This is a genomic window from Ornithinibacter aureus (genome assembly GCF_009858245.1).
GTDB lineage: Bacteria > Actinomycetota > Actinomycetes > Actinomycetales > Dermatophilaceae > Fodinibacter > Fodinibacter aureus.
In genome coordinates this window covers 1,709,215-1,724,136 of record NZ_VMSB01000001.1, presented here as the reverse complement: position 1 = coordinate 1,724,136, position 14,922 = coordinate 1,709,215, and the positions used below count along the sequence as shown (strand labels likewise).

Annotated in this window: 8 protein-coding genes; 4 read left to right on the top strand and 4 right to left on the bottom strand. The window is 68.2% G+C overall.

Going from position 1 to position 14,922, the window contains the following annotated elements; genetic code table 11:
• From C8E84_RS08125 to C8E84_RS08115, 3 genes are read left to right on the top strand one after another with little or no spacing between them, the layout of a single operon-like run.
• Positions 1 to 1,875 carry a site-specific DNA-methyltransferase gene (locus C8E84_RS08125; RefSeq protein ID WP_159901113.1) on the top strand — a complete coding sequence of 625 codons (1,875 nt, stop codon included), beginning with the start codon at positions 1 to 3 and terminating at the stop codon, positions 1,873 to 1,875.
• A 4-nt stretch (positions 1,876 to 1,879) separates the two neighbouring features.
• Positions 1,880 to 4,963: a type III restriction-modification system endonuclease gene (locus C8E84_RS08120; RefSeq protein WP_159901111.1), complete on the top strand. Its 3,084-nt coding sequence runs from the start codon at positions 1,880 to 1,882 to the stop codon at positions 4,961 to 4,963.
• Entirely contained in the window at positions 4,960 to 5,574 is a 615-nt protein-coding gene (locus tag C8E84_RS08115; protein ID WP_159901109.1) for an AAA family ATPase, read from the top strand. Before C8E84_RS08120 ends, C8E84_RS08115 begins: the two co-directional genes overlap by 4 nt.
• Before the next feature lie 126 nt (positions 5,575 to 5,700).
• On the opposite strand, the gene C8E84_RS08110 is transcribed toward C8E84_RS08115, so the two are convergent.
• The 3 genes from C8E84_RS08110 to mobF all read right to left on the bottom strand — a co-directional run bounded on the left by C8E84_RS08110 (position 5,701) and on the right by mobF (position 13,147).
• Positions 5,701 to 7,272, bottom strand: coding sequence for an IS1634 family transposase (locus C8E84_RS08110; protein ID WP_159901107.1), 1,572 nt, complete (start codon positions 7,270 to 7,272; stop codon positions 5,701 to 5,703).
• Positions 7,273 to 7,382: 110 nt separating this feature from the next.
• Complete coding sequence (locus C8E84_RS18365; protein ID WP_281348925.1) at positions 7,383 to 7,517, bottom strand: hypothetical protein; 135 nt, start codon at positions 7,515 to 7,517, stop codon at positions 7,383 to 7,385.
• Positions 7,518 to 7,618: 101 nt separating this feature from the next.
• On the bottom strand, positions 7,619 to 13,147 hold the full coding sequence (gene mobF, locus C8E84_RS08105) for a MobF family relaxase (protein WP_246196847.1): 5,529 nt from the start codon (positions 13,145 to 13,147) through the stop codon (positions 7,619 to 7,621).
• Between the two features lie 345 nt (positions 13,148 to 13,492).
• On the opposite strand from mobF, the gene C8E84_RS08100 reads away from it, so the two are divergent.
• Positions 13,493 to 13,831 (top strand): hypothetical protein, encoded by a 339-nt coding sequence (locus tag C8E84_RS08100; protein WP_159901103.1) that lies wholly within the window; start codon positions 13,493 to 13,495, stop codon positions 13,829 to 13,831.
• A 62-nt stretch (positions 13,832 to 13,893) separates the two neighbouring features.
• On the opposite strand, the gene C8E84_RS08095 is transcribed toward C8E84_RS08100, so the two are convergent.
• Positions 13,894 to 14,916 carry a DUF932 domain-containing protein gene (locus tag C8E84_RS08095; protein ID WP_159901101.1) on the bottom strand — a complete coding sequence of 341 codons (1,023 nt, stop codon included), beginning with the start codon at positions 14,914 to 14,916 and terminating at the stop codon, positions 13,894 to 13,896.
• Positions 14,917 to 14,922 lie beyond the last annotated feature (6 nt).

The window sequence follows — 14,922 nt, the reverse complement described above, 5'->3', positions numbered from 1 at the left end:
GTGGACAAGCTCAAGATGCACGCGCCGGACCTCACCCAGCGCAACATCGACGCCATCGCCGAGCTGTTCCCCACGGTCGTCACCGAGAGCATCGACGCAGACGGTAACCCAGTCCGCGCAATAGACTTCGACGCGCTCCGCCAAGAGCTCTCCGACCACCTCGTTGAGGGGCAGCAGGAGCGCTACCAGCTCGACTGGCCCGGCAAGCGCGCAGCCGCGTTCGCCGCCAACGCCCCCATCGCCAAAACGCTGCGCCCGGTGCGCGAGGAATCGGTCGACTTCAACTCGACGAAGAACCTCTTCATCGAGGGCGACAACCTTGAGGCACTCAAGCTGCTCCAGGAGTCCTACCTCGGCAAGGTCAGGCTGATCTACATCGACCCGCCCTACAACACCGGCAACGACTTCGTCTACGAGGACGACTTCGCCGAGTCGAGGGCCGACTATCTCGCACGCTCGGGCCAGAAGTCGGAGATGGGAGACCGCCTCGTCGCGAACACCGAAGCCAACGGCCGCTTCCACTCCGACTGGCTCAGTATGATTTATCCCCGAATTCGACTCGCCAAGGCGTTGCTTCGGCCAGACGGGTTCATGTTCATATCTATCGATGACCACGAGTATGCGAACCTCAAGAGGGTCTGTGACGAAGTGCTCGGGTCGTCGAACTACGTAGCTACGTTCGCTTGGCAGAAGACGCTCACGCGCAGGAATGACGCAACGCTCGTCTCGACTGCGCATGAGTATGTGCTCTGCTACGCGCGTGACTTCACGGTCGGGCGCTTCAATCGCGTCGGTACTGACGCAAAGCAGCGTGCAACGTACACCAACCGTGATGGGGATCCGCGGGGTGACTGGCTTGCGGTGCCCTTCCATGCACCGAACTTGCGCCCCAACCTGACATACCCGATCACGACTCCAAGTGGTCGTGTGCTCATGCCGCCCTCCGGGCGGCATTGGAGCACGACGAAGGAGAAGTTCGAGGAGCTGCTCGCTGACGGCCGGATCTACTTCGGCAAGGACGGCGATGGCATGGCTCAGAGGAAGAAGTTCTGGTCCGAGCGCGAGGAGGGCATGATCCCTTGGACCTGGTGGCCCCACGAGGAGGCGGGCGAGAACCGTGGGGCGACGAAGGAGATCAAAGATCTATTCGGCGGTGAAGTCGTGTTCTCGGCGCCAAAGCCGACCAAGTTAATCGCCAAGATCCTTGAACTAATACCCGCAGGTGAGGACGACATCCTTCTTGACTTCTTCGCCGGCTCAGGAACCTCAGCGGACGCGGTCCTTCGATGGAACGCCACCCATCCGACGAAGTGGCGCTTCATTGCGGTCCAGCTGGCCGAGCCACTCGAGCCTGGCTCGGCGGCCGCGTCACTTGGACTGAGCTCGATCGCCGCGCTCTGCGCCGAGCGAGTCCGGAGGGCCGCCGCGGCGCTCCATAACGGGACAATCGACCTCGAAGAGAATCAGGATCGCGGGTTCCGTTACCTGCGTGCCGACTCCGAGAGCGCGCTCTCGGTGCTTCGTTCGCCCGATGACCTCGCCCAGGCATCCCTCGACGAGCTCACCGACAGCGTGAAGCCGGACCGGACCGACGAGGACCTCCTCTTCCAAGTACTACTCGACTGGGGCCTCGATCTGGCCGAGCCGATCGTGGTCGAGGACATTGCTGCACGACGAGTGCTGTCGGTCGCCGATGGCGCTCTTATTGCGTGCTTTGCAGACGAGGTCACCGAGGCCGTCGTGCGGGAGATTGCCAATCGGCGGCCGCTCCGCGCTGTCTTCCTTGACGCGGGCTTCGCCACGGACGCCGCGCGGATCAACGCCGAGCAGATCTTCCGCGAGGTTTCCCCCGAGACTGAGGTAAGGGCGATCTGACCCCATGAAACTCCAGTTCAAGGTCCAGCAGTATCAGACCGCGGCCGTCGATGCTGTGGTCGAGGTGTTCGCCGGGCAGCCTTATGCCGACGGGGTGAAGTACCGCATCGACCCGGGCGGGAATTCTGCGCTGACGCTTCTGGAGGGCGCGGGACTGCGCAATGCAGAGGTCGCACTGACGCCACCACAGGTCCTGACGAACGTGCACCGCGTGCAGCAGGGACGCGGGTTGGAGCCGTCGAAGGACCTGAAGGACCCCGTCAAGAAGACCGCGGCGCCTCTCAATCTGGACATCGAGATGGAGACCGGCACAGGTAAGACCTACGTGTACATCAAGACGATCATGGAACTGCACAAGCGGTACGGGTGGTCGAAGTACATCGTGGTCGTGCCGTCGATCGCGATCCGCGAGGGAGTGCAGAAGTCGTTCGACATCACTGCCGAGCACTTCCAGCAGCTCTACGGCACCAAGCCGCGAACGTTCATCTACAGCTCCTCGCGGCTGCACGAGGTGGAGCGGTTCTCCTCCGATTCCGGCGTGCAGGTGATGATCATCAACATCCAGGCGTTCAACGCCACCGGCAAGGATGCCCGCCGCATCTACGAGGTGCTTGACGACTTCCAGTCTCGCAAGCCGATCGACGTGATCGCGGCGAATCGGCCGATCCTGATCATCGACGAACCACAGAAGATCGAGGGCGACGCGAAGAAGCCGTCCAAGTCGTTGGAGGCGCTCGGGCTGTTCAATGCCCTGTTCGCGCTGCGCTACTCGGCGACCCACAAGATCGAGCGAACCAAGGTGCACCGACTCGACGCAGTCGACGCCTACAACCAGAAGCTCGTCAAGAAGATCGCCGTGCGCGGCATCACCGTCAAGCACCTGGCTGGCAGCACCGCCTACCTCTACGTGGACGGCCTGGAGATCGGTAAGGGAACGGACTTCCCGAAGGCGCGCGTCGAGCTGGAGGTACAGACCGCGCAAGGCATCAGGCGGCAGGTCAAGCGCCTCAGCCAGGGCATGAACCTGCACGACATCTCCGGCGGCATCGAGGCCTACAAGGGCCTGTTCATCCGAGACGTCGACGCGAACCGCGACATCATCGAGCTGAGCAACGGCGACATCATGGGCGCTGGCGAGGTGACCGAGGACGTGGCCGAGGAACAGAAGCGGCGCATCCAGATCCGTGAGGTCATCCGCGCCCACCTCGACAAGGAGCGCGAGCTCTTCGCGCAGGGCATCAAGGTACTGTCGCTGTTCTTCATCGATGAGGTCGCCAGGTACCGCGACTACGACCGCGAGGACACTCTCGGCGAGTACGCCCGGGTGTTCGAGGAGGAGTACGAGGCGGTGCTTGCCGACTATCTCGGCCAGCTGGACCTCGACGAGGCGGCCGAGCGGTATCGCCAGCACGTCGAGGCGATCCCGGTCCGGTCGACCCACGAGGGCTACTTCTCGATCGACAAGAGGACCGGCCGCTCGGTCGACGGCAAGATCGCCGCGCGCGGTGACTTCGCGGGCCAGTCGGACGACGTCGATGCCTACGACCTGATCCTGAAGGACAAAGAAAGGCTGCTGTCGTTCGAGGAGCCGGTACGGTTCATCTGGTCGCACTCGGCGCTGCGCGAGGGCTGGGACAACCCGAACGTGTTCGTCATGGGCATGCTCAAGAAGAGCGACAACACCACCACGAGGCGGCAGGAGATCGGCCGCGGCCTGCGTCTGTCGGTCGACCAGCACGGGGAGCGGATGGACAACCCCGTCACCGTCCACGACATCAACGAGCTGACCGTCGTGACCGACGAGTCGTACACCGACTTCGTCACCGCCCTGCAGAAGGAGATCATCGAGTCGCTGTCGGCCCGCCCACGCAAGGCGAGCGTCGACTACTTCACCGGCAAGCAGATCAAGCGTGAAGACGGCTCGACCAGCGTGCTGGAGAAGGCACTCGCCCAGGCTCTGTACAACCACCTGATCCGTCACGACTACATCGACGACGACGGCTTGGTGACGCAGGCGTACAAGGACGCCCGCGCCGAAGGAACGCTCGCCGCGCCCACCGCGGAGGCGCTCAAGCCGATAATCGACTTCGTGTGGCCGCTGGTCGATGCGCTCTACCTCGACGTACCCAAGCCGACCGACGGCCGCAAGCCGAAGAAGATCCCGTTCAACGAGACCAACTTCAAGAAGCGCGAGTTCCAGGAGCTGTGGGGACGCATCAACCACAAGGCCGTCTACCAGGTCGAGTTCGACTCCGCCGAACTCATCAGGCACTGCATCCGCACCCTCGACAAGTCGCTCAACGTGACAGTCATGCAGTACCTCGTCGAAGCCGGCAAGCAGGTCGTCGGGCTCGAAGTCGAGCAGCTCGAAGCGGGCACCGGCTTCAAGGTGTCAGAGACGAAGGTCGAGCACTCGGCCGTCTCCGCGGGTTCCACGGTGAAGTACGACTTGCTCGGAGAGATCGCCGAGAAGACCCAGCTCACCCGCCGCACCTGCGCGGCGATCTTCACCGGTATCAACCCGGGCACCTTCGCGAAGTTCAAGCAGAACCCCGAGCAGTTCATCACCGAGGCCGCCCGACTCATCAACGAGCAGAAGGCCACCGTCATCGTCGAGCACCTGACCTACGACCCGCTCGACAACCGCTACGACTCCTCGATCTTTACCGAGAACCAGACCGCCCAAGACCTCTCCAAGGCCGGCGACAAGCTGAAGAAGAGCGTCTACGAGTACGTCGTCACCGACTCCAAGGTCGAGCGGTCGTTCGTCGAGAAGCTCGACGTCAGCGACGAGGTCGTCGTCTACACGAAGCTCCCCCGCGGGTTCTTCATTCCGACGCCCGTCGGCGACTACAACCCCGACTGGGCCATCGCCTTCCGCGACGACACCACGAAGATCAAGCACGTCTACTTCGTCGCCGAGACCAAGGGCTCAATGTCCACCCTCCAGCTCAAGGGCGTCGAGAACGCCAAGATCGAGTGCGCCCGCAAGTTCTTTGCGTCCCTCAACGAGAAGGCCGAGCACGAAGGCGTGAAGTACGACGTCGTGAAGGACTACGACACCCTGCTCCAGTTGGTGGCCGGTTGACCACCACCGCTCAGGAGTCCGGAAAGGCACGCGTTACCCGGCTGAAGATCGAGAAGTTTCGCGCCATCGGCTCGTCCGAGATCGAGTTGGGCGACACGGTTGCACTCGTTGGACAGAACGGCGCCGGCAAGTCGAGCGTCCTGCGCGCCTTGAACGCGTTCTTCAACTTCGAGGCGGAACGAGACGCCTTCGAGGCCGGCCTACACCGCTACTCATCAACCACGCAGTCGATCATCGAGGTGGAGATTGCGGGTCTGCCTGCGGGGGGCTTGCCACTCGACGGCGCAACGGGCATGTTCCTGGGTCGGCTGAAGTTCCAGAGGAAGCCGATCTGGCAGGTGTGGAAGGCAGGCAAGTGGGAGACAGTCCCAGAATTCCACGACGCCTTGAGACAGCACATCACCTACGCCCTCGTTCCGATTCGCCGTGACCACTGGGTCGCCCATGATCCTGCGGGAGGCCTCTTGGAGAAGGCTGTCGAGCCGAACGGCGTCGACATCCAGCGCCACGTGTGTGTGCTGTCGGTGGGCCTGCGCCCGGTGCCCTCGACCGGCAAGCCTCGAAGGCACTTGCGGTCGAAGACGAGCTCTCGACCGGGTTGTCGGGTCTGAGCACCCGCACCTCAGGCTGGTACCGCGCCGCCGTCTCAGGGGCCACGCAGGACGAGGCCCTCTACCGGGCCACCGCGGTGCGCCAGCTCTGCGCGCCCCAGGCCCGACTCGTGCCACCGGGGTGTGTCACTGAGTGGGCGAGCCGAGGTCGTCGAGGATCGATTCCGCCGCGGGGGTGAGGGGGTCTTGAGCGAGGTGTTCGTGGCCGGCGATGCGGACGGTGACTTGCTGCAGCGGCCGCAGCGTGTTGACGATCTTCTTGATGCTCATCCCCGTGGCGTCCTGCAGGTAGCGGGCGACGGCCAACGCGGCGAACACGATCGTCAGGTGGGCCTCGATCGCGTCGCGGGTGTGGTGGAAGATCGGCCGGGCTCGTAGGTCGCTCTTGCTCATCCGAAACGACGCTTCGACGTGCCACAGCTCGTGGTAGCTGGCGATGACTTCACCGGCGGGCATCACCGTCGCGGGGATGTTCGTGACGTACCCCTTGAGCCCGACCACCCGACGCGCCCGCGCCAGCGAGGTCTCGTCCAGGCTGCGTGAGCCGTTCTTGACGGTCACGAACCGCGGGGTGCGGGCAGCCTTCTCCCCGGCGATCACGGCCTTGGCGCGGTTCTCCTGCAACGTCAATGTCTTGGCGTCGCGGGCAGCACGTTTGGCCGAGTACGCCCACACCGCCCGCCACGACCGCTCGTGCACGCCCGGGTCCCACACCGGCTCCGCCCGCTTCTTGTCGTCGTTGACCCCGCGGGCCGCGGTGGTGGCCACCCTCGGGGTGATGGTGTCGATGACCTGCCCGTCGGTGAACGCGTCCCCGTGCCAACGGAAGTGCGACGCCAGGTCGGCCGGGGCCTTGGTGACCCTGGAGCCGACGATGAACCGCAACCCGGCCTCGTGCAGGTCCTTGAGGTTGCCCGCGGACAGCATCCCCGCATCAGCGACCACGACCATGGCCTCGATGCTGTGCCGCTTCTGGAACTGGCGGATGATCGGGAGCATCGTGGTCGTCTCGGCCTTGTTGCCCTCCCAGCAGCCGATCTCCAACGGGAAACCGGCCCGGTCCACCAGCAGCCCGACAATGATCTGCGGGTCCACACGGCGTTCCTTGGAGTAGCCGACCTTGCGCAGCTCGTCCTCGTGCTCGGCCTCGAAGTACAACGTGGTCACGTCGTACAAGCACAGGGAGACATCCCCGCTGGTGGAGGCGTGCTCGAAGCACGCCGACGCGACCGTGTCGCGGTAGCCGCGCTCCTGGGCGCGGGCCAGGCAGCGGAACATCGTGCGCAGCGACCCGTGCCCCACCCCCAGCTCGGCGAGCACCCGCAGCGAATCTGCCTTGCTCGTCGGCTCCACGATCCGGGCCAACACCAGCTGCTCGAACGCCTCGTCGCCCACCACGTCGAACCCCAGCCGGGCGTACACGCTCGACAGGACCTGCCAGAGCACCGCGGACCGCTTGCCCGTGATCACTCCAGGCCGCTGCGGCAGGCCCTCCTGCTCCAGGCCCACCCCGTCCAGGTCGAACGCGTCCTGACCGGGCCGCAGTCGTCGACGGGCCTCAGCCATTAGCACCGCCAACTCGCCCTCGCTGCGCGCGGTGCCTACGTGCTCGAGGACGACATCGCGGCCAGCGCGACGCTCCGCGATCTGAACCTTGGTGCTCCCAGTGCGACCCGGGGACTTCCGCACGAACACCACGAGCCCGACACTACCGACCCCGGGGTGTGTCATCCCGGCCACGACCGAGGCCCTGACCAGCACCTTTGCCGTCAGCGCCGAGCTTCACCCATCCAGTGGCACGAGTCGGGTCAGGTGACCATCTCGAGGCCCGCCGACAAGTACGCCGTGGCCCGGGAGTTCATCCCGGGGGAGAAACTCGGGACGACCGCACACAAGCGCCGGAGGCCGGTGACGACGTTGGCGGCCGCGGTCCCGACAGCCACCGCGAAGGTTGGCGACCGTGTCCGCATCCACCTGGGCGAGACATCGCGCACGCGAGGAGAGTGGCTGTGCTTGGACTTTCATGGACATCGGGTGGACGCCACTATCGAATCGGTCTCACGTTGCGCCCCACCCGGGTGTCTCGGACGACGTGGTGCGCCTGGCGCTCTCGACTTGACTCTCGAGAAGCGGCCGCATGTAGCCCGATCGGATTGGGCGTGACAGAGTCCAGGGGACGTTGAACCCGGGCCCCCGAACCGCGGGCCGCGGCCGCGGCCGCGGCCGTAGTTGCGTAGTGGGACGGAGCCTTGTTCCAGCTCGCGGCGGCCTCAGCGATCGCGCTCATCACCTCGTCGATGTCGTGCCGTACAGCGTCGGCAATCTGTCTGCCCCGGTGGAGCCAGAGGTCCGGGGTGTCTGCGGCGATGATCGTGGCCACTGACCGGAGGGGCGCTTGGCAAGGTAGCTGAGCTAGTCGCTCAGATATGAGGTTCTGCGCAAGGGGATGAGCGCCCGTCAGGGCCGCGGTGAGCGCTGCGTGGCCGTTGCTGCTGAGGAGGCCGGCGGGGTCGTACCCATCTGGCAGCGCCAGCGTGCGCGGCATGACTGCGTGTTGGGTCAGCAGCCAGTAGGCGCGTTCGGCGGCGGCGCGGCCGGCGGTGTCGGCGTCGGTGGCGACGATCGGCTCCGGGTGGAGGGTGGCGAGGAGCCTGGCTTGGGTCTGGGTGAGGGAGGTGCCGAGGGGAGCGACTCCGACGAACCTGCCGGCGCCTGCCGAGGTGATGGCGAGGGCGTCGAGGGGGCCTTCTACGAGGACGGGAACGGCGCCACCTTCGACCAGTTGCGGGTCGACCCCGTAGAGCACCTCGCCTTTGTGGAACAGGGGTGTGGTGGGGGTGTTGAGGTATTTCGGCCCGTGCTCGTCGCCCGCGTCGGGGTGGCGGCGGGCGACGAACCCGAGGATGGTGTCGTCGGCGGTGATGGGCAGGACGAGGCGGTCTCGGAACCGGTCGATGAGCCTCCCGGTGCGTGCGCGGGTGACCAGGCCGACGGAGAGCATCTCGTCATCGCTCACGCCTCGGTTTCGCAGGTGGGTGACGAGGTGGGTCCACCCGGGTGGGGCGTACCCGGCCCCGGGTGGGGTCTGGTCGGTGCGGAGCCGGTCGCGCAGGTAGGGGCCGGCCCAGGCCGTGTCCAGGCGCTCGGCGTAGAAGCTTCGAGCCATGTCGTTGATGTGGGCGGCACGCTGTGGGGTGAACGGCGCGTCGTCCCATTCGGCGGCGTGGGCGACCATCACCTCGATCTCGGCCGGGGTGGGTTCGAGGACGCCCATGCCGGCTCGGCCGAGGGATGCGGCGTTCAGGGCGGTGTACACGTCGTCGAGCGTGCTGGCCGCGTGGTCGATGTTGACCGGGCTGAGGCTCGCGGCCGAGGTGCCTTCGATGCCGGGCGTGCTGGGCGGGAGCCACTCGAGGTCCTCGTCGTGGTCCTCCGGCGGGGGAGGGGCCGTGTCGTCACCGGGTGTGGGGTCGGTGAGCAGGCTGACCCGCCAGACCATTGCTTGGGCGTCGTCGAGGTCGACCTGGGGGTCGCGGTTGCCGGCAATGGACAGCAGGGCGTCGAGGGTCTGGCCGCGGGCGAGTGCGTGGTCGACCACGGTGACCAGGGCGGGCCACCACGCGCTGGTTTGCATCGCCGCGGAGCGGTCCTCGCCGACGGAGTCGGTGAGGTGGTCGACCCACACGGGGGAGAGCCGGTGGTGGTCGTTGTCGGCTTGGGTGGCGAAGGCGGGCGCGAGGTGGCGGCTGATCCGCCACCACAGGGCGGATGCCGCGTGGTCGTCCGGTAGCGGCGCCGCCAGGGTGGTGCGGAGCAGTGCATGCGCGTCGATCCCGGCGCGCCCGACCGCGGCGAGTCGCGCTGCTAGCTGCGGGGTGAATTCGTCCCGGCGGGTGTCCGGGGCGAGGGTGTGCAGCAGGCGGTTCCACTCGGCCAGCGCGGGGGTGTGGGCGGCGCCCAGGCGGTGCTCGAGGCTGCGCTGCCACAGGGTCGGGGCCTTGGCGAGCTGCTTGGGTCCGGTGGGGCGGTGGTCGCTGTCGGGGACGGTGTTCGCGGCCCGCCATACGGCGAGGTCGCCGAGCAGGTCGGGGGAGGGCCGGGCCTGCCCGGACGGACACCAGGAGGGGGTGGACTCGTCGGCTGAGACGGTGTCACGGATCTGGTCGGTGAGCGTGGTGACGAGGGCCGCCCTAGCTGTCAGGTACGGCCCCCAGTGCATGTTCTCGCGCAGGGCCTGGGGGATGCCGGGCAGCCACGGCAGGGGTCCGGCGCTGGCGTTGCGCAGACCGGTGTCGTCCAGGCGCCAGTCCAGGACCGCGGCGCGGTCGCCGGCGGTGCCGAGCTCGCGAGACGTAGCCGCGCACTGGAGCGCGGTGAGGGGGTCGGTGCCGGTGGCGCCCAGCAGGACCAGATGAGCCCGCAAGGCCGGCCACGCGGGATCCTCACCGATACCCGGCACGACCCGCTCGGCACCGGCCTCGAGTGCGGACGTCGCGGCGGGGCCCAGGTGGTGCTCGGCGGCCACGTGAAGGGCATCGAGGTAGCGGGCGGCGGCATCGCCGAGCCGGGCCTGCGGGGAGGCGTGTTCACGCTGCGTGCTGGTCGCGGAGACGGGGGCGTCGTCGCGGGCGAGGATGTTCTCGAGGAGGTCGGTCGCCGTCGGGGGGTGGACGTTCTCGGGCCGGATGACCGTGTGCGGGTCGCCGTCGCCGACGACCTGGAGGTAGACGTGGTTGGCGACCGCGCCGCGGGTGAGCATCGTGTATAGCTGCTGGCGGGTCTCAGTGCCGGTGGCCAGGCCGTGCATGGTGTCCACGGAGATGCCTTGGGCGCCGTGGATGGTGGTGGCGTACCCGAGCTCGACGGACGCGGTGACGTACTCCGCCGGCAGGGTCAGGTACCGCCCGGTGCGGACGTGCTCGACCGCCAACGACCCGTCGCGGCCGGCGTCCTGGACGGTCCAGCGGTCGCCGTTCTTGACCCAGTCGTGCAGGGTCAGGCGCAGCCGGCGGTCGTTGGCCCGGGTGACGACCGTGTCCCCGACAAACGCGGCGTTCCCATCCGCGAGCCGTGCACCGGTCCCTGACTCGGCGCCGAAGATCCCCGGGTGTTGGCGGGTCATGCGGTGGGTTTGGGCGCGTTGGTTGAGCTCGGAGACGAGGTCCCTGGTGGGGGCGAGCATGATCGCGTCCAGGCCGTGGTTGCGGTCGTGGGCCCAGGCGGTGAACACGTCCTGGGTGAGCGTGGCCAGGTCGCCGACGTGGACCCGTCCGTGGTCGAGGTAGAACCCGAGCGCCTCGGTGCGGCCGTCGCGCAGGGCGAGGGAGGCGGCGCCTTCGGCAGGGTCGGTGAACCGCATCAGCTCGGACAGGTGCAGGGCGCCGTGGGTGGCGGCGATGTCGCGGAGGACACCGCCGGCGCCGATCGCGGCGAGCTGCTGGGTGTCGCCGATGAGGCGGACCTGACCGCCGCGGGCGGTCACGAACTGCACAGCGGTGTCCAGGGTGAGGGTGTCGGCCATCCCGGCCTCGTCGATCACGACCAGCGTGGCCGGCCCGATGTCGGTCGCCCAGTCCTGGAGGTCGTCGTGTTCCAGGGACCAGGTGAGCTTGGCCAGGGTGTCGGTGGTCGCGCCGATCTGCTCACGCAGGACGGTGGCGGCGGCGGCGGACGGGGCGAGCCCGAGGACTGTGCCGCCGTCCTCGACCCACGCTCGTGCGAGGGCGCGCATGGCGGTGGTCTTCCCGGCGCCGGCGGGCGCGATGGCGAGCTGGAGGCGGGCACCGGAGGTGGCCATGCCACGCACCAGGGCGGCTTGTCCGGTGTTGAGGGTGACGCCGTTGGCGGCCTGCTCGAGCAGGGTCACCGCCACCGACTCGTGGCTGGCTGGGTGGCGGTCCGCCTTGCCCGCGGTGGCCAGGAGGCGGGCCTCGGCGGTGAGGATATGCGTGCTGGTGAACAGGGTGGACCCGGCGACCTCGTACACGCTGGAGCCGTCGGTTCGGCGCAGCTCCTGGGGTTCGTCGATGCCGTCGCTGGTGTGGGTCAGGCGCACTGACGCCACGGTTGCGGCCTCGTGGGTGACGAGGTCGACGACGGTCTCGACGTGGTCGGAGGGCAGGTTCGCGGCGCGGACCTGGCGGTGGGCTTCGGCGCGCAGGTGCCACAGCTGCCAGGTGGCGCGGCGGGCCTGGACCTCGTCGCGGACCTGCACCGCGGTGGTGCGGACCCAGGCCGCATCCACGGTCACCGAGTCACTGGTCACCAGGCCCGCGAGGCGCCCGGCCGTGAGCGCCGCGGTGACCATGGCGGTGACCCCTTGAGGGCCGCTCAGAACCTCTTCGGCTTGCTCAGCCCATGCCTGCCGTTGCTCGGTCAGGGTGCGGGGTTCGTGCTTGGCCTCACGGGTTTCCAGGGTGGCCTGCTGGGCGAGCTGGATGGACTCGACCACCGTCGGTGGGCGGCCGTGGTCGGCCTGGAATGCCGCCGCGAGCACGGCGCGGCGGGCCTCGATCGCGGCTCGGCGGGTGGACCAGCGCTCGTTCAACCGGGGGTCGACCCCGACGACCTCTCGCACTGGGCGTTTGCCCCGGTCAGTGCCGGGACGCTCATCGAAGACCAGGCCGAGGCGGGTCCGCAGGTGTTTCTCCAGGGACGTGTTGTACGTTTCGGAGGCGGTCACGTTGGCCTTGAACAGGATCCGCCCATCGACCGAGAGCCACTTCCCGGTCAGCGTTTGCACCTTGTTCGCCACGGCGACGTGGGTGTGCAGGTCGGGGTCGCCGGCGCGGGAGTCGCGGTGCGTGAACGCGGTGGCGACCAGTCCGGTGACGTCGACCTGACGGACCCCGTTGGCGCCCTCCCTCGTGTACAGCGCATGCGCCTCGATGAACCCCAGTGCGTCAGCGACGGCGTCGTGGTGGGCGAGCTCTACCTGCGCCGCGATGTCCGGGGGTGCGACCGCCCACAGAGCGCTCACGGATTTGACGGGGGAGAAGGTCAGGTCGTACCCGCCGACTGCGGTCGTGCGCGGCCGGGAGTGTTTGGCGATGGTCCCGGCCAGCTCGCGGGCGTCGACCGGGTCCCGGTGGTGTTCGTCGCGGAAGAACTCCAGCGCGACCTGGGTGCGGATCCTCGCCCGGTCCTGCGATGGAACCGGGTAGTCGCGCGGGTGCCCCAGGGAGGCGGCGTGGTCCTCGATGCGCTTCGCGACTTCAACTTGAAACGCGGTGACGTCCGCGTCGTACACCTTGTACGGCATCCCGAGACGGGTCACCGCGCGGTAGTCCGCGTCGGTCAGGTCCGGGCCTTCGAGGCGTTCCCGCCGCTGCTGCGCCAGCGGGTGCAGGCCGCTACCGAACAGGGCCTGCATCTGCGACGCGGTGACCTCGTCCCCGACCGCCAGGCCATCGATCCCGGCCACCCCGGACCCGACCCACTGGCCCGGGGTTTCGCCCTTTTCGGTGTAGTACGTCGCCAGCGGGGTCCGCGCCCCGCCGGTGCGGTCCGCAGCCGCCACCTGCCGGGTCAGGTACGTGTACCCGGTCCCGGCGGTGAGCTTGTGCAGGCTCATCGTCATATACCCCTACGCACGCGGGGAGGCCCTTGGGGGCCAACTAGTTGCGGCTTGCAACTACCTGGATGCATGAGGTGTGCAGTTGACGAGCATTTTCGTTTCGGGGGTCGTCGGCGGGGTCGCGGCGTCGGGGAGGAACTTTCGCGTCGCGCGGTAGGGGTGTGCTCGACATCGGGAGTCGGCGGGGCGGGGGTGTCTCGGGTGGTCGGAGAGCCGTCGCGGAGGGCGTCACCGGGAACCGTGGCTGAGAAAGTTCGGCGAAGGTGGCCCCCAAGCGGCCCGCGACGTGCGTAGGGAGTAGAAGGCACTTTCCACAGTGGAGCCGGGAAGAGGGTGGTTCGGGTGAGCCGACGACAGGACTGGAACCGGGCGAGGCGCACGGCGCTGGACGGGCAGAGCACCTGGCGGGCCGAGCGCAAGGCCAAGGACGACCGGTGCAGCGCCCTGGGTGTTCAGGTCGCGCTCGCGCTGCAGGAACGCGCCGCCTGGGTCGCGCAGTGTGAGCAGCGCGCCGGGCAGGCGCTGACGGAGCTGGTCGAGGCCGAGGGTCTCAGTGTTGGGGAGGCCGTGCGGTGGTGCGCCGGCACGGTCACGGTCGCCGATGCTGCCCGGCTGCGGCGACTGGCCAAGGGCGCCGACAAACAGCAGCCCGACGCCGACGCCGACGCGGGTGACACGTGACAGGACCCGGCACGGAGTCAGCGCTCTCGTACCGGGTCCTGGGTGTCCTCGGTATCAGTGGGTCAACGGTTCGGTGGATGGGTGCCGGTGAGAGTCGCCCACGCGGTGTGCTTAATCCGCGTCGGTGTCGCGCTGGTGAGCAGCCGGGTGGCGCGGGCGGTGGCGACGTCGGACGTGGTGGTGCGGACCGGGGCGTAGTGGTCGACATACTCCACGACGGCCTGGTACCCGGCCCAGGCGGTGCCGCGTATCCCGTCTTGGGTGTCGGCGTCGTGGAAGAGCTGGGACAGGGTCTGCCAGCGTCGGCGCGCGAGGTCACGGGCTCGCCCTGGTGAGTCCCGGGGTGGGGTGCGGAACGTGGCCCTCACGAGGTCGGCGAACGCGGCGTCGGTCAGGTCCTGCTCGATGAGCTGGTCGGCCTGGGTCTGGAACTCGGCCGCGTAGGCGAAGGTCAGGCCGAGGGCGTCGCGGGCGGCGGTGACGGCTGACCGTGCGCCCCTGGTGTGCCGGATGCTGACGGTGGCGGCGTGGTTGCGCAGGGCCGCGGCCTGGGTGTTGGCGCACACGACCCGTACCGGGGTCAGCAGCAGCCGGAACGCGCTGGAGCCGTCGTGGCTGTTCAGGGCGGCGATGTTGAGGTCGAGCCGGTCGATCCCGCCGACGAGGAGGTGCTCGGGCATGGTCATGGTGACGAACACCTGACGCCCGCCGCGCAGGGAGCCGGCGGTGTCGAACACGGCCCCGGAGGCGTCGGCCAGGTGGTTGAGGAACTCGCAATGCTCCTCGTTCTGGATGGGCTGGTACCCGCCGCCGACGACGCCCAGGGCTTGCGGGTGCCCGGTGAACGGGTTGGTCCGCACGGTCGCGTACCCGGGAACGTCCAGGGCGGTGACACCGTCGCTGGTGAGCTCGTGGGCGGTCAGCGGAACCTTGCGCACGTCCCACCCGCCCAACCGTCCCAGGGTCATCGCCTCCTGGGCGCTGAAGGCCCGACCGGCGACGGTCACCCCCAGGCGGTGCCAGGGGTCGGTGCGGGCGAAGATCGCGGCGGCCCGCTCGCCGTGCTTGTCGATGTGGTGGCTCATGGTCTG